Source organism: Lentzea sp. NPDC003310, from assembly GCF_040610935.1.
In the GTDB taxonomy this organism is placed as follows: domain Bacteria; phylum Actinomycetota; class Actinomycetes; order Mycobacteriales; family Pseudonocardiaceae; genus Lentzea.
The window spans coordinates 219,101-239,635 of record NZ_JBEXNC010000016.1; the positions used below are offsets into that span (position 1 = coordinate 219,101).

A 20,535-nucleotide genomic window follows, 5' to 3' on the forward strand; every position below is an offset into this window, starting at 1 on the left:
GGATCACGCAAGAAGTTGACGGACCGGTCTTTTCGATATGCCGGATCAGTCCGGCAGCAGGGGAACGGAGAGGCCCGGGTCGCGTCCCAGCAGTGCCGCCCGCGTCACCGACCTGCCCCCGAACCGGTCGCGCACCCCGTCCAGCGCGGCGTCGAGCGCCGCCGGCTTCTGCTCCTCGAACGGCAGCACCAGCTGCATCGGCGTGTCGTTCTGCAGGTTGGTGAAGGACAGGCCCAGCAGTGTGATGCCGCGGTTCTCGATCATCGGCATCGCTCCGCCCAGCAGCTCCCGTGCGGCCGCCAGCAGGACCTCGGTCTCCGTCGTGGGGTGCCTGAGCGTGTGCGACCGGGTGGCGCGGGAGAAGTCGCCGAACCGCAGCCGCAGCACCACCGTCCGGCACGCGCGCTCGCCCGTGCGCAGCCGCCGGGAGATGCCGTCGACGAGCGACGAGAGGACGGCGTCGAGGTCGTCGCGCGTGCGTTCGCGGCGGCCGAGCGCGCGTTGCGAGCCGATCGAGCGGCGGCGCCGTCCCGTCTCGACCGGCCGCGGGTCGTGGTTGTGCGCCAGGGAGAACAGGTGCCGTCCCGCCGCCCGGCCGATCATCGAGACCAGCGCGGTCTCGCCGAGGGCGGCGACCTCACCGACCGTGCGCAGTCCCAGCGCGTGCAGCTTGGCCGCCGTCACGTCGCCGACGCCCCAGAGCCGTTCGACGGGCAGGGGGTGCAGGAACTCGAGCTCGCGGTTGGCCGGCACGACCAGCAGCCCGTCCGGTTTCGCGACGCCGCTCGCGACCTTCGCGAGGAACTTCGTTCGCGCCACGCCGACCGTGATCGGCAGGCCGACCCTGGCGAGCACGTCCGCCCGCAGTCGTGCGGCGACGACCTCCGGCGGGCCGGCGATCCGGTGCAGCCCGCCGACGTCGAGGAACGCCTCGTCGATCGACAGGCCCTCGACCAGCGGCGTCGTGTCGCGGAACACCTCGAACACGGCCTTGCTCGCGGCCGAGTAGGCCGACATCCGCGGCGGCACGACGATCGCGTGCGGGCACAGCCGCCGCGCCCGCGCGCCGCCCATCGCGGTCCGCACGCCGAACGCCTTGGCCTCGTAGCTCGCGGCCAGCACCACTCCGCCGCCCACGATGACGGGCCGGCCGCGCAGGCCCGGGTCGTCCCGCTGCTCGACCGACGCGTAGAACGCGTCCAGGTCGGCGTGCAGGATCGGGGTGCTCACGAACACATGTTCGCATCCGTCACCCGTTCAGAACAGTCCTGTCAGGACATGAGCGCCCGTGCGATCGGCCACGCGCCCGGAGAGGTGTTGGACAGCACCGTCGTCGTGGTGCCGGTGTGAGGGTCGTGGGTGGACTTGAACGACGCGCCGGCGTCATACCCGGCGAGGATCACCGTGTCGTCGGTCTGGTGCAGCCAGAACCCGAGCCCGTACCGCAGCGACTCCTCCGGCACGTCGTGGCGCGGCCTCGTGACGACCTCGGCGTCCGGTCCGGCGAACAGCGCGCGCCAGAACTTCGACATGTCGCCCGCGGTGGTGTGGATGCCGCCGTCGCCGTTCGCGATCACCGGCAGGTGGAAGACGTTGGATCGGTCGCACCCGTCCAGGTAGCCGACCGCCGCGTCGACGGGCAGCTCGTCGGAGCGCGGGAACCCCGTCCTGGTGAGGCCCGCCGGGTCGAGCACGCGGTCGCGGACGAGGTCGTGGTAGCCCTGTCCGCTCGCGCGTTCGGCCAGCAGCGCCAGCACGACGTAGCCGCCGTTGCAGTAGCCGAACCGCTCGCCCGCCTTGAACTTCGTGGGGATCCCGTCGAGCAGCGGCAGGAACGCCTCCGTCGTGGTGAGCTCGTGGACCGCGCCGATCACGTAGTCGTCGGCCTCCCAGTCGCCCTCCTCGTCGAGGTAGTCGCCGATCCCGGACGTGTGGGTGAGCAGGTGCTCGACCGTCACGTCGGCGGCGATCAGCGGCAGGTCGTCGCCGAGCAGCGAGCGGGCGGTCGTGTCGAGGGAGAGCTTGCCCTCGCGGACCAGCGAGAGCACCGCCAGTGCGGTGAAACCCTTGCCGCCACTGGCGATGCCGAACCGGGTGTCGACGGTGTTCGGCACGCCGTAGGTGCGGTTGGCGAGCCCGTAGGCCTTCGCGAACTCGACCTCCCCGGCGCGGTCGACCTGGACCACGCCGGAGAAACCGGTCTCCTCGGCGATCTTCTCTATGTCTGCCAGCCCCATCCGTGCAGGCTAGACCCGCGCGGTGGTCCCGGCGGAACGGTTTTTCCGTTGCAGCGCCAGGGGAAGCAGCACGACGACCGCGGCGAGCACGAACCCGAGGCCGAACCCGGTTCCCGCGGTGAGCAGCGCCGCCGCGATCTGCACCCCCAGGGCCGCGCCGATCGCGCGGGCGATCCCGCACGTCGCCGCCGCCACGCCGGTGTCCTGCTCGGCGACCGAGCCGATCACGGCGGTGTAGGTGGCGGTCGACGCGGTGCCGACGCCCAGCCCGAGCGTCACCAGCACCCCGGTCGCGAGCTGCCACGGTTCGTCGTGCCACCCGGCCAGCAGGAGTGTGCCCAGGCCGGTGACCACGAGTCCGGTCACCAGCGCGGTCCGGGTGCCCGCGCGCCGCACGAACACCCCGGACAGCGGCCCGACCACGACCGCGGCGAGCACGGCGGGGAAGAGCAGGAGGCTGATCTCGGTCGCGGTGGCGCCGAGGCCGGTGAGCAGCTGCGGCACCAGGAAGTAGGTCGCCGAGTAGCTCGCGCCGAGCGCCCCGGCCGTCAGGCTCGCGGTCCGGGCCGACCGCAGGACGCCCAGGTCGACCAGCGGGTGCGCGGCACGGCGTTCGACCACGACCCATCCGGCGCCGGCCGCGGCAGCCAGTACGAGCAGCACCGCGGCGGCCGCAAGACCCTGCGGGGCGAGGAAGACCGCCAGCATCAGGGTCGCGAGCGCCAGGGCCAGCAACACCGCGCCCGCCCAGTCGAGCCGGGTGCGCCGCACGACCCGGGGACCGGGCAGTGCGAGCGGCGCGACGACCGCCACCGCGGCGACGACGATCGCGGGCAGGAGGAACATCCACTGCCGTGAGAACGCGTCCGCGAGTGGCCCGGCGACGAGCACGCCCAGTCCGCTGCCGACGGTGAACAGGCCGGTGAGCACCCCGACCGCGACCGGCGTGGAGTCGCGGAAGAGCTGCCGCACCAGGACGAACGCCACCGGCAGCACGCCGCCGCCGAGTCCCTGCAGGAACTGTCCGAAGAGGATCGCGGGGAACGTCGTCGCGAACGCCGACAGCACGGCCCCGACGACGATGCACCAGGTCAGCACCATCAGGGTGCGGCGCCCGCCGCGGTCGTCGGCGATCTTCGCGACGATCGGCATGGTGATCGCGGAGGTGACGATCAGCGTCGTCGACAGCAGGCCGGCCTGAGCGGGGTCGAGGCCGAGCTCGCGCTGCAGCAGCGGCAGCGCGGGGAACGGGATGCTCTCGAGCGCGCCGATCGTCACGGCGAGCGCGGCCAGGACCGCCATCGCGGGTCTGGTGGAAGGGAACGTGGTCACGGCTGGTCTCCCTCGTCCGGGGGCCAGTAAAGCTACAAGGTGTAGCGGAAATGCGGTAGAGGCTTTCGCGACGATCTGTAGCGCAATGGGGAAGCAACCGATCCGGCGGGCATCCCGTTTCGGAAGGTGTCGGGTCGGTTCCCCCACCGGAAAGGACCGAGCGGTCTTGTCGCTCGCCACGCTCCAGCGTTCGGCCGAGGTGTCGCCGGTACCGGCGCACGCACCGCGGCGGTGGCTGTTCGCGCTGGCCGCGGCTGTGCTGCTGGGCCAGATGGCGATCGCGATGATCACGACCGCCGTCGCGCAGACGCCGACCGTCGACGAACCGGTCTACATCGGCACGACCGTCGTCTACCTGGAACAGCACAGCCTGCGCTACAACCCGGAGCACCCGCCGCTCGGCAAGCTGATCATGGCGACCGGGCTGACGTTCGCCGACGCGCGTCTCGACCCCGGCTTCTCCGGCGACCAGACCGAGCTCGGCCGGCACGTGCTCTACGAGGCGGGCAACGACCCCGCGGCACTGCTGCTGGCGGCCCGGCTGCCGATGATCGTGCTGACGCTGCTGTTCGGCGTGGTCGTGTACCTCTTCGCCACCGACGTCTCGTCCCGGACCGGTGGCCTGGTCGCGCTGGCCCTGTACGCGTTCTCCCCGGACCTCATCGCGCACGGATCGCTGGCCACGCTGGACGTCGCCGCGGCGGGCTTCCTGCTCACGTCCGCGTGGCTGCTGTGGCGGGGCCGCCACGACCCCGCACTCTACGTGCCGCTCGCGGGTCTCGCGCTCGGCGCGGCGCTGGCCACGAAGATGAGCGCCCTCGCGGCCGTCCCGGTGCTGCTGTTCCTGGTCTTCCGGCAGGCCCGAGCCAAGGCCGCCGTCGTGCTGGTGGTGGTCGCCGTCGCCGTGGTGTGGGCGTCGTACCTCGCCGTGGACCCGTTGCTGCGCTGGGAGAGCCCGCCCGGGCTGCCGTCCGCGCCGGTCGGCCTGCTGCCGTTCCCCGAGCCGTACCTCGACGGGCTGCGCGTCCAGCTGGGGATGGAGCACCGGGTGTGGGGCGGCTACCTCTTCGGCACCCACTACGAGGGGTCGCACTGGTACTACCTGCCGGCCGCGCTGCTGGTGAAGACCCCGGTCGGCGCGCTGCTGCTATGGGCCGCCGGGGCCGTCGCGTTGGCCCGGCGTCCGGCCGCCGCGTACGTCCTCGCGCCCGCCGGCGTGCTGCTGCTGTTCGCGATGACCGGCGACCGCGACCTCGGCGTGCGGTACGCGATCTTCGTGCCGATGTTCCTCGCGGTCGCCACGGCGGTGGTCGCGCACCGCCGCTACACCGCGCTGGCCGTCGCCGCGGTCGCCGTCAGTTCACTGTGGACGTTCCCGTACTACCTGCCGTACTCCAACGAGATCTTCGGCGGGCCGTCCAAGACCCACCTGCACCTGCACGACTCGAACGTCGACTGGGGCCAGGACCTGGGCAGGCTCGCCGAACGGCTGAAGCGGTACCCCGGCGAGCGCACGTGGCTCGTCTACAAGGGAGCCGGCGTGCCCGAGCACTACGGCATCCGCGCGGCCGACCCCCGCGGCGTGGCGGCGGACCAGGTGCGCGGACTGCTCGTCGTGTCCACCACGGCCATCGCCAAGGCCGACGACGCGCTGCGGGCGCTGGTCGACACGAGCACGCCGATCGACGTGGTCGGCCACTCGATCACGATCTTCCGCAGGCCCTGAGCCCAGGCCGGGTGGTGAAAGTTCCGTACCCCTACGGATGCGGTCCCTGATTGTTCCGCGCGTGCCCGGCTCCGACAGTGATCGCAGCGAACGGCCACCGTCCCTGCCCTGAGGTGGGCGTTCCTGAGATCCGGAGAGGAACCAACGTGACGAGAACACGGTCATGGGGCCTGGTGGCCCTGGTCGCGGCCTCGGTGCTGACGCCCGTCGGCACCGCGCACGCCGCACCGCCGAACGCCCCTGCTGCGAACTACCTGGGGGACACCGTCCCCACCCACCTCGGTGACGCCTCGCCCATGTTCGTGGGCGGGCAGAACGCCACCGTGAGCGAGTTCCCCGGCATCGTCGCGGGCATCCGCGCCGGTGGCACCCGGCCGCAGGGGCAGACCTGCACCGGCACGGTCGTGGCACCGCGCAAGATCCTGATCGCGGCGCACTGCGCCGATGCCCAGGGGGAGAAGAAGTTCGTCTACGGACTGGACGACCTGAAGGACTACAACGGCGGCAACGGCACCGGCTTCGCCGTGAACGTCGTCAGCTACAAGAAGCACCCGAAGTACGTCAACTTCGACCAGGGCTACGACGTCGCCGTCGTGACCGTGGACCGCGACATCGCGCTCAAGGGCGGTGCCGCGTACCCGAAGTTCGCCACCTCCGCGGACGCGGGCGGTGCGGCGCCGGGCAAGACCGGACTCGGGTTCGGGTACGGCAAGAAGGACTTCAACGACAACTCGCAGGACGTCACGCTCGACAAGGCGAGCCTGCCGGTCGTCAACGGCGACAGCGTCTGCCAGGGCGTCGGCGCGGGCTTCAAGTCGGCGACCATGATCTGCGCCGGGTACTCCGACGGCCGGATCTCGATCCTGCCCGGTGACAGCGGTGGCCCGCTGATCTTCGACGGCAAGATCTACGGCGTCGCGTCGTGGAGCCGGTCGGACTTCAAGTGGTACTCGATCTACGGCCGCCTCGACAACGAGATGGGCGACTGGGTCAAGACCGAGGTCGGTGAGCAGCCGCCGGTGGGTGACTTCGGGCTGACCGTCGCGCCGGGCTCCGGTTCGGTGGCCGCGGGCAAGACGCTCTCCGCCGGCATCACCACGACGGCCGGCTCGGGTGGCGCGGAGAACGCCACGCTGTCCGCGTCCGGCCTGCCCAGCGGGGTGAAGGCGGTCTTCCAGCCGACGTCGGTCACCACCGGCAACTCGGCCAAGGTCACGTTCGACGCCAGTGCCTCGGCACCGAACGGCACCTACGATGTCTCGATCACCGGCACGACGTCGAGCGGCAAGACCGCGTCCGGCAAGTACTCGCTGACCGTCACCGGCGGCGGCGACCCGCAGCCGGGCGACTTCACGCTGGGCGCCTCGCCGAGCAGCGTCAAGGCGGCCAAGGGCAAGTACGTCTCGACGACGATCTCGTCGAACGGCGACGGCCAGACGATCACCCTCACCGCGTCCGGCGTCCCGACCGGCGTGAAGGCCACCTTCCAGCCGACGTCGATCTCGGCGGGCAGCTCCGCCAAGGTGACGTTCGACGTCTCCAGCACCGCGACCGCCGGCACCTCGACGATCACGGTCACCGGCACCGACGCGAACGGCAAGACCGCCACCACGACGGTCTCGCTGACGGTCGAGGGCACCGACCCGCCGACCGGTGAGGTCACGGTGACCGCGACGCCTTCGTCCGCCACGGTCCGGCAGGGCATGCTCGGCCAGACCCTGGTGAAGGCGTCCGGTGGTACCGGCAACCTGACGCTCACCGCGTCCGGTGTGCCGACCGGCGCGCAGTTCTCGTTCAACCCGGCCGTGATCGGCCAGAACGGCAGCAGCAACGTCTGGATCTTCACCAACTTCTCCACCCCGCCCGGCACCTACCCGATCACCGTCAAGGCCACCTCGGCCGACGGGAAGACCGGCACCACGACGTTCACGCTGACCGTCACCCGCTAGCTCCCCTGGCAGGGGGAACGGGGAAGGGCCCCGGAGCCGAGCGGCTCCGGGGCCCTTCTTCTGCGCGGCAACCTGCTAGACCGTGAGGGTCCAGGTGTCGATGTTGCCGGTGTCGTAGGTGTAGATGTCCTTCACCTGCAACTTCCAGGTGCCGTTGCGCGCTTCGGAGGACAGGTCGACGGTGTAGGTCTCGTGGACCCCCGCCGACGACGAGGCGCCGCCCGCCTTCTTCAGCACGTAGGTCTTGCCGGACGGGCTGACGAGGTCGATCGCCAGGTCGCCGGTGTAGGTGTGGTTGATGTCGACCTTGACGGACGCCGAGGCCGTGGAGTTGCCGGTGCAGCCCGAGATCGTCACCGACGACGAGACGGCGGTGCCGGTGTCCGGGATGGACACGTCGTCGCCGTTCGTGCCGGGACCGCACTGCGGGTCGGGATCGCCGCCGATGAAACCGCTGTACAGCAGCTTGTTCGGCGAACCGGAGCCCGGGTTGGTGACCTTGCCGGAGGTGGCGCCGTTCACCAGCGCGTCGCGCAGGGCCTGAGGACTCGCCGACGGGTTGGCCGCCAGGTACAGGGCCGCGACGCCCGCGACGTGCGGGGTGGCCATGGACGTGCCGGACATGTTCGTGCTGCCGCCATTCAGCCCCAGCGAGGTGATGTTGTCACCGGGGGCGAAGATGTCCGTGCAGGTGCCGTAGTTCGAGAACGAGGCACGCGCGTCGTTGGACGAGGTGGCGTTCACCGTGATCAGCGACGAGATCTTCGCGGGACCGGTGGAGCACGCGTCGGTCGAGCTGTTGCCCGACGCGACCGCCATCTGCACGCCGGAGGCGACCATGCCGGCGATGGCGTCGTTGCCGATGTCGGCGGTGTCGAAGGTCCACGACGCGTTGACCACGGCAGGCTTCTGCGCGTTGGCCGTGATCCACTCGATGGCCTTGACGCCCGCCGAGTCCGGTCCGTTGCCCGTGCAGTTCGTGCCGAGCATGCGGACCGAGACGAGCTTGGCCTTCTTGGCCACGCCCCAGGTCTTCGAGCCGACCGTGCCCGCCACGTGGGTGCCGTGGCCGGAGCAGTCCTGACCGTTCTGGCCGTCCTCGATGAAGTCGGCGCCCACGGACGCGCGTCCCTCGAAGTCGGCGATCCCGGTCTTCACGCCCGTGTCGGTGATGTAGACCGTCACGTTCGACGCGCCACCGCTGGGGTAGGTGTACTTCTTGTCCAGCGGGAGGTTCGCCTGGTCGACGCGGTCGAGACCCCACGTCGGGTTGTCCTGCACGTCCAGCGCCTTCGCCGTGCCGTCCTGGTAGACGGCCTTGACGGCCGGATCGGCCGCCAGCCTCCGCGCCGCGGCCTCGCTCAGGTTCGTGACCTGGAAGCCGCGCATGGCACGGGAGAACACGGCGTCGAGCGAGCCGCCGTAGCGCTGGGTGAGAGCCTCGGACGACGCCTGGATCGCGGCGCCGGGCTTCAACGACACGATGAAGCTGCCGCCGGCCGCGGGGTTCTTGGCCTTGACGAAGTCGGCCTCAGCCGCCTGAGCCGGGGTGACCAGCAGGGCGGAGGCGGTGACGATGATGGCGAGCCCGCAGGTTTTGCGGTGCATGGGAAGTCCTTCCGGGCGTCGTCAGAACGTCAGGGTCCAGGTGTCGATGTTCCCGGCGTCGTACGTCCAGACGTCGGTCACCTGCAACTTCCACGTGCCGTTGCGGTTCTCCGCGGAGGCGTCGACCGTGAAGGTCTCGTGGACGCCCGCGGACGAGGTGGCGCCCTTGGCCTTCTTGAGGCTGTAGACGGCACCGGAGGGACCGACCAGGTCGATGGCGAGGTCGGCGGTGTACGGGTGGTTGATGTCCACCTTCACCTTGGTGGCGGTCGACGCCTTGCCCGTGCAGCCGGTGACGGTCACCGACGAGGTCACCGCGGTGTTCGTGTCCGGAATGGACACGTCGTCACCGTTGGTGGCCGCGGCGCACGGCTCGGGGTCGGGTCCGCCGCCGCCGATGAAGCTGATGTTGAGCAGCTTGTTCGGCGATCCCTGGAGATCGGTGATCTTGCCGGTGGTGGCGTTGTTCACCAGCGCGTCGCGAACCTGGGCAGGGGTGGCGGACGGGTTCGCGGACACGTACAGCGCGGCGGCGCCGACGACGTGCGGGGTGGCCATCGAGGTGCCGCCCATGGACGTGGTGCCGCCGCCGTTCTTGGTCGACGTGATGTTCGAGCCGGGCCCGAAGATGTCGACGCAGGAGCCCCAGTTCGAGGCCTGCCCGCCGGTGTAGATCGACCGCTTGTCGGCGGAGTCGCTCGCGGCGACCGTGATGCCCTCGGGCACGCGGGCGGGGGAGGTGTTGCAGGCGTTGCCGTTGTTGTTGCCGGCCGCGAGACCGAACGTCACGCCCGCCGCGATCGCGCGCTTCACCGCGTTGTCCACAGTGGAGTCCGCGCCGCCGCCGAGGCTCATGTTCGCCACGGCGGGCTTCTGCGCGTTCTGCGCGACCCAGTCGATGCCCTTGATGATCTGCGAGTACTGGCCGTTGCCCGAGCAGTCGAGCACGCGCACGGCGACCAGGTTGACCTTCTTCGCGACGCCGTACGTCTTGGACCCGACCGTGCCGGCGACGTGGGTGCCGTGGCCCTGGCAGTCCGAGGCGTCCGGGTCGTTGTCGATGAAGTCGTAGCCGTCCTTGGCCCGGCCCTCGAACTCGGTGTGCTGCTTGTAGATCCCGGTGTCCAGGATGTACGCGGTCACGTTCGAGGCGGTGTTCGGGTAGGTGAACTTCGCGTCGAGCGGCAGGTTCGCCTGGTCGATCCGGTCGAGCCCCCAGGTCGGGTTCGTCTGGGTGTCGGAGATGCTCGCCCAGCCGTCCTGCTGCACGTAGGCGACCGCCGGGTCGGCCGCGAGGCGCTTCGCCGCGGCCTCGTCGAGCTTCACGGCGAAGCCGCGCACCGACGCGACGTAGGTGTTGCTGACCTTGCCGCCGTGCTTGCGGGCGAGGTCGAGCGCCTTCGCGGTGGTGGCCGGGGCGTCGGTGGCACCGTCCTTGAACACGACGATGTAGCTGCCCGCGACGGGCCTGTCGGTCTTCTGGATCGAGCCCGTCTGCGCGGAGACGGGGCTGCTCACCGCCGCCGCGACGGCCAGGCCGAGGCCGGTCGCCGCGAGCACGCGTGTTGTGCGATCGAGTCGCATCTCGGGTTCTCCGTTCTGGCCGCCACGGCAGGGATGGGCGGCACGTGCCGATCACCATCGGTCGGCCCGTCACGGCGAACAATCCGGATATCTCTACGTAGGGATACGCGTCTTTCACCTACCATCGGTGCGGATGAGCCGGACACCGAAGTCCAGGGCGCGGCGCTGCGACCCCACCGGACTGATGCGCACCAGCTCGCCGGTGCTGGTGGGGCGAGGTGACCAGCTCGGCGCGCTGCGAGCGGCCGTGCCGAACCAGCCCGCCGTGATCATGATCGAGGGCGAGGCGGGCGTCGGGAAGTCGCGCCTGGTGCGGGAGCTGCTCGACGCCGACCTGTGGCCGCTCTCCGTCCTCATGGGCCACTGCCAGCCGGTGGGGGAGCCCTTCCCGTACGGCGCGGTGCTGGAGGCGTTGCGCGACTGCACGGATCGCCTGGCGCGCAACCACTCGAAGCTGAGCCCGGTGGCGGGCGTGCTCGGTTCACTGTTGCCGGAACTGGCCGCGTACCTGCCGGAACCACCCGCGCCGACCGGCGACCCGCGGTTCGAGCGGCACCGCATGTTCCGCGCGATGCGCGAGCTCCTCGGCGTGCTGGGGCCGGTGCTGCTGGTCGTCGAGGACCTGCACTGGGCCGACGACGGGTCGCGCCAGCTGCTGCGGTTCCTCATGGGCGACCCGCCGCCCGATCTGTCCATCGTGGTCACGTACCGGCGCGAGGACGTGCCGGGCGGGATGCCGCTGGGCTCGGCGTACCGGCCGCCGACCGGGATCACCAGCGCGTTGCTCGAGCTCGAACCGCTCGACGTGGCCGAGGTGCGGGCGCTGACGTCGGCGATCCTCGACGGCGAGCCGGTGTCCGCCGAGTTCGCGGCCAAGCTGCACGAACGCACCGCGGGCATCCCGTTCGTGGTCGAGGAGACCCTGCGGGCGCTGCGCAACCCCGCCGGAGCCGTGCACGCGGACGGCGCCACGGCCCGCCGCCTGCTCGACAACGTCGACGTGCCGGTGCTGCTGCGCGACGCCATCGCCGAACGCCTGGCCGCACTGCCCGCCGCGGCCACGCGCCTGGTGCAGGCCGCCGCCGTGCTGGGCGCTCCGGCCTCCGCCGAACTACTCGGCGAGGTGGCCGAGATCCAGGAGAGCCGTGCCGCGCTCACACACGCGCTGACGGGCCACGTTCTGCACGAGGTCGACGCACGGCGCTATGGCTTCCGGCACGCGTTGGCGCAGCAAGCCGTCTACGACACGTTGAGCGGCCCCGACCGTCAGGCGCTGCACGCGCGCACGGTCGAGGTGCTCGACGCGGTGGAACCACGGCCGTTGGTCCAGCTCGCCGAGCACAGCGAACGGGCCGGGCGCACGTCGGAGTGGCTGCGCTACGGCGAGGCGGCGGCCGACCGGGCCGTCGAGAACGGCGACGCGGCCACCGCGACGGCGTTGCTGCAACGCCTGCTGCTCGACCCGGCCGTGCCCGCCGCCGACGTCGACCGGCTCGCGATCAAGCTGGGCCAGATCGCCCACCAGGGCCTCGACCAGCTCGACCCGACCGAGGCGCTGGAACGGCTGCTGTCGGACCGGCGCCTGTCGACCGCGGCCCGCGGCCAGGTCCGGCACTGGCGGGGCGTGCTGCTGATCCGCCAGGCCGGCGGCATCGAGGAGGCCCGGTCCGAGCTCGAACGGGCTGTCGCCGACCTGACCGAACGCCCCGACCTGGCCGCGCGGGGCGAGGCCGTGCTCGCGCTGTCGTACCTGGGCATGACGCCGATGAGCGAGGTCCAGCCGTGGCTCGACCGCATCGAACGGGCGCGGCTGGCCGAGTCCGATCCCGAGCAGCGCATGGCGTTGTACGCCAACGAGATCGGGTCGAGGATGCACACGGGCGACCCGTCCGTGCTGCGCGAGTGGGGCTTCGACCCCGCGGCCACCCCCGGTGAGCTGCGCCAGCTCGCCCGCGCGCACTGCAACCTCGCCGACGCCCTCACCACGACAGGTCACTTCGGGCTGTGCGCCGAGCTGCTGCGCGACGGGCTGAGGTTCGCCGCGGAGTGCGGCGCCCCGTTCACCGCGAGCACCGCGCACGCCACCAGGACGCGACTGGACTGGCTGACCGGCGACTGGGAGGGCCTCGCGGACCGCGCGAGGACCCTGCTCGACGAGTACCGCGACCTGTTCCCGCTGGCCAGCGAGTTGTGCCTGATCCTGGGCTCACTCGCGACCGCGCGGGGCGAGTGGGCGGAGGCGACCAGCTACCTCACCGAGACCGGCGCGTTCGCCCCCGAGGAGTCGATCACGCCGGTCGCCATCGCGGGCTGCGCGGCGCTCGCCCGCACGATGCTCGCGCAGGACGAGGTCACGCGCGCCTGCGTGGACGTCGACCGCGGCCTCGCGATCGTGCGCGCCAAGGGCGTGTGGGTGTGGGCGACCGAACTCGCCCCGATCGCCGTGGCCACGTTCCTCGCGGCCGGCCGGGAAACCGACGCCGAGTCGCTGATCGAGGACGTCGCCGCGGGCATCGAGGGCCGGGACGCCCCGATGGCGTTCGCCGCGCTGGCCTGGTGCCGAGGTCAGCTGGCCGAGGCGCGCGGCCGGCTCGACGAGGCGGTGGCGCGCTACCGCGAGTCCGCCGACCGCTACACCGCGCTGCCCGCGCCGTACCACTCGGCCCTGGTCGCCGAATGCGAAGCCGCGTGCCTGCTGCCGTCGGACCAGGAGAAGGCGGCGGAGATCCTGTCGGCCCTGGTGGACACGTTCGACGGCCTCGGCGCCACCCGCGACGCGGCCCGGTGCCGCCACCAGCTGCGCAGCATCGGCGGCGGCAAGCCGTCGCGGCGGGGCAGGCGCGGGTACGGCGACGAGCTGTCGCCGCGCGAGCAGGAGGTGGCGCGGCTGCTGGTCGCCGGGCACACCAACCGCAAGATCGCGGACGTGCTGTTCCTGTCGCCACGCACGGTCGAGCAGCACGCGGCGCGGGTGCTGCGCAAGCTCGGGGTGTCGTCGCGGGCGGAGCTGCAGGCGGAGGACCTCGGCTAGGCCGGAAGCCGCCGGCTCGGCAGGACTTCGACCAGGTCGAGCCCGGGTCAGCTCGCGCAGCCTGAAGTGCCGCGACCCCGCAGCCGGCGGGACGGCGGGCCGAGAGCAGGTCGTCGAGCGGCTCCAGGCCGTTCTAGTTCTCGCCCGGAACGACGACGCCCATCTCGTAGGCGGCGACGATCGCCTGGGCCCGGTCCCGCACCCCGAGCTTGGCGAAGACCCGGCTGACGTGCGTCTTCGCGGTCTGCTCCACGATCACGAGCGCGGCGGCGATCTCGGTGTTGGACAGGCCGCGCGCGACGAGCCGCAGCACCTTGAGCTCCTGCGCGGTGAGGCGTTCGACGCGATCGGGTCGGACCGGGCGGCGGGCGGCGAACTCCGCGACCAGCCGGCGGGTCACCGCCGGGGCGAACAGCGCGTTGCCCGCCGCGATCACGCGCACGGCGTTGACCAGGTCGTCGAGCGGCGCGTCCTTGAGCAGGAACCCGCTGGCGCCGACCCGCAGCGCGCCGTAGACGTACTCGTCGACGTCGAACGTCGTGAGCATCAGGACGCGCACCCCGGCCAGGTCGGGGTGGCCGAGTATCTGCCTGGTCGCCTCCAGGCCGTCCATGACGGGCATGCGGACGTCCATCAGCACGACGTCCGGACGGTCGCGCACGGCGGCATGCACCGCGTCCGCGCCGTTGCTCGCCTCGGCGACCACCGTGATGTCCGGCTGTGCGTTGAGCACGGCGTGAAAGCTCTGCCGCACCATCGTCTGGTCGTCGACGATCAGCACCCTGGTGTCCAACCCCGTCATCCCCCGTTCAGCGGCAGCGTGACCGCCACGACGAACCCGTCCCGCGCGGGCTCCGCGCGGAACGTGCCGTGCAGCGCCGCGACCCGTTCTCTCATGCCGAGCAGACCGTGCTTGGGCCGGTCGTCGGCGGGCGGCGCGGGCTCGGTGGCCGCGCCGTTGGTGACCGCGAGCTCCAGCACCGCCGGGCGCGCGGCGATCCGGACGTCCACTGTGGACCCCGGCGCGTGCCGGACGGCGTTGCTCAACGCCTCCTGGACGATCCGGTACGCGGACAGCGCGACGCCGTCCGACAGGCTCTCCACGTCGCCGCTGATCTCCAGCGACACCGCGACCCCCGCGTCCCGCAGCCTCTCGGTCAGCTCGGTGATCTCCTCCACGCGCGGCTGCGGCGCCGTCTCCACGCGGCCGTCCTCGGCGCGCAGCACGCCCAGCAGGCGCCGCATCTCCGTGAGGCCCTCACGCGCCGTGGCTTGCATCTCGTCGAACTCGGTGAGCAGTTCCGGTGGCAGGTCGGCGAACCGGTAGCGCGCGCTGCCGGCCCGTAGCGCCAGCACGGACATGTGGTGCGCCACGACGTCGTGCAGCTCACGGGCGATGACGGCACGTTCGACGAGGGTGGCGGCCCGCGTCTGCTGGACCGCGCTCTCGGCTTCGGCGAGCCGCCGCAACCGCATCGCGTCACCCAGCGCCAGCACGCCCGCGACGAGGACGGCGGTGACGACCAGGTCCTGGGCGTGCAGGACGTGCGGCAGCCAGGCGGCGACCATCGTGACCAGGAACAGCCAGACCAGCACGGTCCGCCGGTAGCTCTGCGCGGCCACGAACAGCACAGTGCCGGCGCCGAGCACCGTGGCGGGCGTCCACGGCAGGCTCCACACGGTGGTCAGCCCGGTGACGTACGTCGGTGCCAGAGCGAGCAGCAGCACCATGATCCGCCACGACCACAGCGGGTGGCGCAGGGTCAGCACCACCGCCGTCGTGGTGAGGACGGTGATCACCCAGACCGGGACGGAGGCCGGCGTGAGGTCCAGGCCCCGGCGCGGGTAGGTGGCGTTCAGGAGGGGGACCAGGGCGGCGACGACGAAGGTCAGCCCGAGCCGCACGCGGCGCCACCTCGGTCCCGGCGGCGTGCGCTCGACCCGGCTCGCCCGCACCAGCACGGAGGCCCCGGTGGAGAAGAACTCCCGCGGTCTCATCCGTGCCACCGTCCCCGCGGGTCGTTCGCCCCGACGCGGGCCGAACGTACATCAACCGCGACCCGGCCGCGTGCCCACCAGGCCACGCCACCGGCGAGGGCCGCGAGCACGTACAGGTTGTCCAGCAAGGCGTTGCCCGACGGGACGACCAACGCCCAGCAGGTGAAGACCACCCACACCACCGTCCTGCGGACCAGCAGCGCGACCAGCGGCACCACCCACACCCAGTGGTGCGACCACGAGATCGGGCTGACCAGCAGGCCACACCCGGCGGTGATCAGCACCGCGGCGACGGGATCTCCGCCGAGATGGCTCCGCCTGGCCAGGACGGCCGCGACGACCACGCACGCCACCGAGAGCACCGCGACCAGCACGGGTGCCCACGCGGCGCCGTCGGTGAGTCGTTGCACCGCACCGGACAACGACTGGTTGGTGATGTAGCCGTTGCCCGCGGCCTTGTTGCCGGTGAGGATCGCCGAGCCCCAGAACCGCAGCGAGTCGCCCGGCAGCAGCAGGAACCCCAGGGCGTGCAGGCCGCAGAACGTCGCCAGCGCGCGGCCCGCCTCGCGCCACCGGCCGGTGACCGCGAGGTGCAGCACGAAGATCAACGGGGTCAGCTTGACCGCCGCCGCGACCCCGACGAGCACCCCGGACCACCGGTGCGGGCGCAGGAGGTCGAACGCCACCAACGCCATCAGCAGCACGTTGACCTGCCCGTACCCGATCGTCCGCCACACCGGTTCGAGGCTGAACGTCACCACGAGCAACACGAGCGACGGTGCCCGCCCGGTGGTCCACCGCAGCACCGCCGCGACGCCGAGCGCGGTGCCGGCGCCGAACACCGCCCACACCAGTTGGGTCGGCAGGAACGCGAGCGGCAGGAACAGCACGGCCGCGATCGGGGGATAGGTGAACGGCAGGTCGACGGCCCAGTCCGGCGTCGCGGTCAGGTGCCCGTACAGCTCCTCCCCACGCAGCACGGCCAGTGCGCCGGAGCGGTAGACCGAGCTGTCCAGCCCGAGGTGCCACCCGGCGAGCCACCCGATCAGTCCGATGAGGACGAACGCGCCGGCCACAAGCGCTGGGGCGGAACGGTTGTTGAGCATGCAGGGAACGCTAGGAAAAGCGCGCCCGCGAAACGTCGTACCGGGGCGCACACTTCGTGCGGTACCGCGGTAGCGGGAACGGCCGCGTGCTACCGGGGTAGCACGGTCTTCATCGGGAACTGCGAGTTGGTGCGCGCCACGCCCGGCAGCCGCGTGAGCGCCGCCATGTAGAGCTGCTCGTACGCCTGGAGGTCGGCGACCGCGATCCACAGGTGGTAGTCGGGCTGGCCGAACATCCGCACGCACTGCTCGACCGCGTCGATCTCCGCGATCTGCGCCTCGAACGCCTCGATGGTCGCGATGTCCTGGGCGGCCAGGTCGATGTGCACGAGGACCCGGAAGCCGCGGCCGAGCGCGACCGGGTCGACCGCAGCGTGGTAGCCGGTGATCACCCCGGCCTCCTCCAGCGCCCGCACCCGCCGCAGGCACGGCGACGGCGTCAGGCCCACCTTGTCGGCCAGTTCGGTGTTGGTGAGCCGCCCGTCCTCCTGGAGGTGGCGGATGATTGCGCGGTCGATGCGGTCCACTGGCAGAGCATGCCACGCGCTGGCAGATCCAGGGCTGAAGTAGCAATCGTGTGCTCGCCCTGGAGACCTAATCTGCTGGTCGTGAACGAACTTCTGCTGACCGACGACGACCGCGCCAGGGCCGGGGCGCGGCTGCTCGCCCTGCTGGACAGCCACGAGCGCGGCCTGCCCGAGGAGGACATCCTGCCGGCGCCCGACCGGGAGGCCCTGACGGCGGTGCTGGCCGCGCCGATGCCGGAGCGGGGCATCGGCGTGGACGCGCTGTTCGACAGCTGGGAGGACACGATCCTGCCGAACTCGACGGCGGTGGCGCACCCGCGGTTCCTGGCGTACGTCCTCGGGCCGCCCAACGGCATCGCGCCCTACGCCGAGGCGGTGGCCGCCGCGCTGAACCAGAACTGCAACTTCTCCCAGCTGTCCCCGGCGGCCAGCGTGGTGGAGCGGTCGGTGCTGGAGTGGCTCGCCTCGGTCGTCGGCTTTCCGGCCACCGCCAAGGGAATCCTGACCGGCGGCGGGTCGCTGGCGACGTTGCAGGCGCTGGCGACGGCACTGCACGACCGCGTGCCGGACTTCCACGCCACCGGACTGCAGCGGACGGCCGCGCCCCTGGTCGTCTACACCTCCGTCGAGGCGCACCGCAGCGTCGACAAGGCCGCCGCGATCCTCGGCATCGGCCTCGACAACGTCCGCCACATCGCCACGGACTCGTTGCACCGCATGGACGTCGCCGCGTTGCGCGCGCAGATCGAGCAGGACCGCGCCGAAGGGCTGCGGCCGTGGTGCGTCGTCGCGACGTGCGGCACGGTCTCGACCGGCGCCGTGGACCCGCTCGACGAGATCGCCGACCTGTGCGCGGCGCAGGACCTGTGGCTGCACGTCGACGGCGCGTACGGCGCACTCTTCCTGCTGTCCGAGGGGATGCGCGAGTTGATGGGCGGCTGCGCGCGGGCCGACTCGATCACGCTCGACCCGCACAAGCTGCTGTACGCCTCGCTGGAGGCGGGCTGCCTGCTCGTCCGCGACGGCGCGAAGCTGCGGGACGCGTACGCGTTCGACTCCTCGTACCTCACGGTCGCCGAGGACCCGCTGATGACCGACTACATGGACTACGGGCCGCAGCTATCCCGCAACTTCAAGGCTTTCAAGGTGTGGAGCGCGGTGCGGGCGTTCGGCGTCGCGGCGTTCCGCGAGGCCAACGAGCGCACGCTGGCCCTGGCGCGGCGGCTCGGCGACGGCATCGAGGCGACGCCGGGCCTGACGTTGCTGGCGCCGGTGACGCTGACCGCCGTGTGCTTCCAGGTGGACGGTGCCACGCCCGAGGAGCACACGGCGTTGCTCGCGACGCTGGCCGCCGAGAACGTCGCGTTGCTCGGACCCGTTGTGGTGGCGGGGAAGCGGGGCATCCGGGCGTGCGTCACGAACCACCGCACGTCCGAGGCCGACATCGACCTGGTCCTCGACCGCCTGCGGCGGCGGTCGTGTCCCGCAGGTCCCGTCGGACGGCCGTAGCCGCCCTCACCCCCCGCGACCGTCACCGCGCGCCCTATCGCCAGACGTCGGCGAGGTTCCGGTCGAACATCGTCGCGATCGACACCAGCGCGGCGTCGAGGTCGACGGCCTCCGGGTCGACGAGGGCCTGCAGGTGGATGCCGAGGAGCGCGCCGTTCAGCGCGACGGCGGCGGTGCGCTCCTGCTCGGCGGCCCTCTCCGGGTCGACGCCCGCGGGCCGCTTGAAGCGCAGCAGGTCCTCGATCCCCGCACGCCTGCGGGCGAAGAAGTCGCGGTACCGCTCGTGCACCACGCCCCGCTCGCCGAGCGCCTCGACCAGGATCATGAACACCAGCGCGGAGTTGCCGGTCCGCAGCAGTTCGGCCGTCTCCGCGAACACCTCGGCGAACGACGGCACGGTGTCGTAGCGCTCGGCGGGCCAGATCCGGGCCACCGCGCGGTCGACGACGGCCATCACGAGGCCGTCCTTGTTCTTGAAGTGCCACGGGATCGAGCCGCGGCTGATGCCCGACCGCTTCGCGATGTCCACGAAGGACGTCCGGTCGAACCCGCGCTCGGCGAAGAGCTCCTCGGCGGCGTCGAGGATGCGGCGGCGGCTCTCGTCGCCGATCTCGTCGATCCGGCGCGGCCCGGGGGAGGTCACGACGATCATCGTACGACCCGCGCCACGTCGGCCGGCACGCGTCGGGCGGTGGCGGTCAGCACCAGCCCGGCGGCGACCGAGGCCACCGGTGCCACCACGGCCACGGCCGCCCGCACACCCAGCAGCTCCTCCGCCACCCCGGTGAGGACGGCGCCGCCGAGCCCGCCGACGACCGCCGTGAACACCCCGACCAGCGCGAACGCCGTCGAGCGGAGCTCCTCCGGCGTCACCGCGGCGACCACCAGGCTGAGCGGCACGATGCCCGCGAACGTCAGCCCCTGCGTCACCACCCCGACCACCACGTAGGTCGTGACGTCCGGTGCGTACGCCTGCACCGCGAACCCGATGCCCAGCACGGCGAGCGCGCCGGCGGCGAAGTGCAGGCAGGCCGCGGAACTGCGGCGGAACAGCCGGTCGCTCCACATCCCGCCGAGCGCCGCGCCGAGCAACCCGCCCACCGCGCACACCGACGTGATCACCCCGCGGGCCGCCGCTCCCTGGCCCAGCTGCTCCTCCAGCACCACGTTCAGGTAGATCGGCACCGTCGTCACCGAGACGCCGAACGCCCCGAGCGAGACCACGACCCCCACGAACGTCGGGATCTTCCGCAGCTGCCGCAATGCCCCGCGCGGCGTCGTCGTGGAGTACCGCCGCACGGGTTCGGGCAGGCGCAGCGCGGCGACGCCGAGCAGGAGGGCCGGTAAGGCGAGGAAGGCGAACGCCCAGCGCCACGGTTCGTGCTCCGCGGGGATCAGCGCCGCGAACGCCGCCGCCAGCAGCGGGCCGGCGACGATCCCGAGCGGCTGCCCGCCCCGGTGCAGGCCGAGGACGCGCCCGCGCCCCTCTGGCGGGTAGGCGTCGACCAACAGCGACGACTGGATCGGCCCCTCGTTGGCCTTGCCCGCGCCGGCGACCACCCTGACCACGACGGCCTGCCACACGTGCTGGACCAGCCCCAGCAACCCGGCCGCGGCGGCCCACGCCAGCGTGGCGATCCCGGCGATCGTCGTGCGGCGGCGCCGGTCGCCGAGCAGTCCGAGCGGCAGCGCGGCCAGGGCGACCATCACCCCGGCCAGCGCGCCCACGACCCCGATCGCGCCCGTGCTGATGCCGAGCGACTCGCGGATCTCCGGCGCGAACACCACGAACATCACGCCGTCGACGCTGTCGAGCACCTGCAGGCCGGCGAGGACGCCGACGGTGGCGCGTCCGCCCGTGCCCAGAACTTCCCTGAATGTCGTCGTAGGCATGCTGAGCAGGCTACTGTGTCAGTCAACATAGTGTC

Annotated in this window: 15 protein-coding genes; 4 read left to right on the top strand and 11 right to left on the bottom strand. The window is 72.0% G+C overall.

What is annotated here, in order from left to right; translation table 11 throughout:
* Nucleotides 1–45 precede the first annotated feature (45 nt).
* The 3 genes from dinB to ABZX02_RS31280 are packed head-to-tail and all read right to left on the bottom strand — an operon-like array spanning nucleotide 46 to nucleotide 3,569.
* Nucleotides 46–1,236, bottom strand: a complete 1,191-nt coding sequence (gene dinB / locus ABZX02_RS31270) for a DNA polymerase IV (protein ID WP_355303464.1) — start codon at nucleotides 1,234–1,236, stop codon at nucleotides 46–48.
* Nucleotides 1,237–1,271: 35 nt separating this feature from the next.
* A complete protein-coding gene (locus ABZX02_RS31275; protein WP_355303466.1) occupies nucleotides 1,272–2,237 on the bottom strand; it encodes a serine hydrolase domain-containing protein in 966 nt (321 codons plus the stop codon).
* A gap of 9 nt (nucleotides 2,238–2,246) precedes the next feature.
* On the bottom strand, nucleotides 2,247–3,569 hold the full coding sequence (locus ABZX02_RS31280; protein ID WP_355303468.1) for an MFS transporter: 1,323 nt from the start codon (nucleotides 3,567–3,569) through the stop codon (nucleotides 2,247–2,249).
* A 166-nt stretch (nucleotides 3,570–3,735) separates the two neighbouring features.
* Here ABZX02_RS31280 and ABZX02_RS31285 point away from each other — a divergent pair, with 166 nt between their 5' ends.
* Both ABZX02_RS31285 and ABZX02_RS31290 read left to right on the top strand, forming a co-directional pair.
* A complete protein-coding gene (locus tag ABZX02_RS31285; protein WP_355303470.1) occupies nucleotides 3,736–5,295 on the top strand; it encodes a phospholipid carrier-dependent glycosyltransferase in 1,560 nt (519 codons plus the stop codon).
* Nucleotides 5,296–5,441: 146 nt separating this feature from the next.
* The gene (locus ABZX02_RS31290) at nucleotides 5,442–7,244 is read left to right on the top strand and encodes a trypsin-like serine protease (RefSeq protein ID WP_355303471.1); all 1,803 of its coding nucleotides are present in this window, start codon (nucleotides 5,442–5,444) and stop codon (nucleotides 7,242–7,244) included.
* A gap of 75 nt (nucleotides 7,245–7,319) precedes the next feature.
* Here the strand turns inward: ABZX02_RS31290 and ABZX02_RS31295 are convergent, their stop codons facing one another.
* The gene (locus ABZX02_RS31295; protein WP_355303473.1) at nucleotides 7,320–8,852 is read right to left on the bottom strand and encodes a S8 family serine peptidase; all 1,533 of its coding nucleotides are present in this window, start codon (nucleotides 8,850–8,852) and stop codon (nucleotides 7,320–7,322) included.
* Nucleotides 8,853–8,873: 21 nt separating this feature from the next.
* Entirely contained in the window at nucleotides 8,874–10,436 is a 1,563-nt protein-coding gene (locus ABZX02_RS31300) for a S8 family serine peptidase (RefSeq protein ID WP_355303475.1), read from the bottom strand.
* A 133-nt stretch (nucleotides 10,437–10,569) separates the two neighbouring features.
* On the opposite strand from ABZX02_RS31300, the gene ABZX02_RS31305 reads away from it, so the two are divergent.
* Nucleotides 10,570–13,467 carry an AAA family ATPase gene (locus ABZX02_RS31305; RefSeq protein ID WP_355303477.1) on the top strand — a complete coding sequence of 966 codons (2,898 nt, stop codon included), beginning with the start codon at nucleotides 10,570–10,572 and terminating at the stop codon, nucleotides 13,465–13,467.
* Between the two features lie 133 nt (nucleotides 13,468–13,600).
* Here the strand turns inward: ABZX02_RS31305 and ABZX02_RS31310 are convergent, their stop codons facing one another.
* The 4 genes from ABZX02_RS31310 to ABZX02_RS31325 form a co-directional block, all read right to left on the bottom strand.
* Nucleotides 13,601–14,269 carry a response regulator transcription factor gene (locus ABZX02_RS31310; protein ID WP_355303479.1) on the bottom strand — a complete coding sequence of 223 codons (669 nt, stop codon included), beginning with the start codon at nucleotides 14,267–14,269 and terminating at the stop codon, nucleotides 13,601–13,603.
* A complete protein-coding gene (locus ABZX02_RS31315; protein WP_355303481.1) occupies nucleotides 14,266–15,465 on the bottom strand; it encodes a histidine kinase in 1,200 nt (399 codons plus the stop codon). The genes ABZX02_RS31310 and ABZX02_RS31315 overlap by 4 nt, the downstream gene beginning before the upstream one ends.
* Nucleotides 15,462–16,571 (bottom strand): glycosyltransferase 87 family protein, encoded by a 1,110-nt coding sequence (locus tag ABZX02_RS31320; protein WP_355303483.1) that lies wholly within the window; start codon nucleotides 16,569–16,571, stop codon nucleotides 15,462–15,464. The genes ABZX02_RS31315 and ABZX02_RS31320 overlap by 4 nt, the downstream gene beginning before the upstream one ends.
* 89 nt (nucleotides 16,572–16,660) lie before the next feature.
* Nucleotides 16,661–17,098, bottom strand: coding sequence for an Lrp/AsnC family transcriptional regulator (locus ABZX02_RS31325; RefSeq protein WP_355303485.1), 438 nt, complete (start codon nucleotides 17,096–17,098; stop codon nucleotides 16,661–16,663).
* An 81-nt stretch (nucleotides 17,099–17,179) separates the two neighbouring features.
* Here ABZX02_RS31325 and ABZX02_RS31330 point away from each other — a divergent pair, with 81 nt between their 5' ends.
* Complete coding sequence (locus tag ABZX02_RS31330) at nucleotides 17,180–18,607, top strand: pyridoxal-dependent decarboxylase (RefSeq protein ID WP_355303487.1); 1,428 nt, start codon at nucleotides 17,180–17,182, stop codon at nucleotides 18,605–18,607.
* A gap of 34 nt (nucleotides 18,608–18,641) precedes the next feature.
* On the opposite strand, the gene ABZX02_RS31335 is transcribed toward ABZX02_RS31330, so the two are convergent.
* Nucleotides 18,642–19,250, bottom strand: coding sequence for a helix-turn-helix domain-containing protein (locus ABZX02_RS31335; protein WP_355303489.1), 609 nt, complete (start codon nucleotides 19,248–19,250; stop codon nucleotides 18,642–18,644).
* A 5-nt stretch (nucleotides 19,251–19,255) separates the two neighbouring features.
* Entirely contained in the window at nucleotides 19,256–20,500 is a 1,245-nt protein-coding gene (locus ABZX02_RS31340; protein WP_355303491.1) for an MFS transporter, read from the bottom strand.
* Nucleotides 20,501–20,535: the final 35 nt, after the last annotated feature.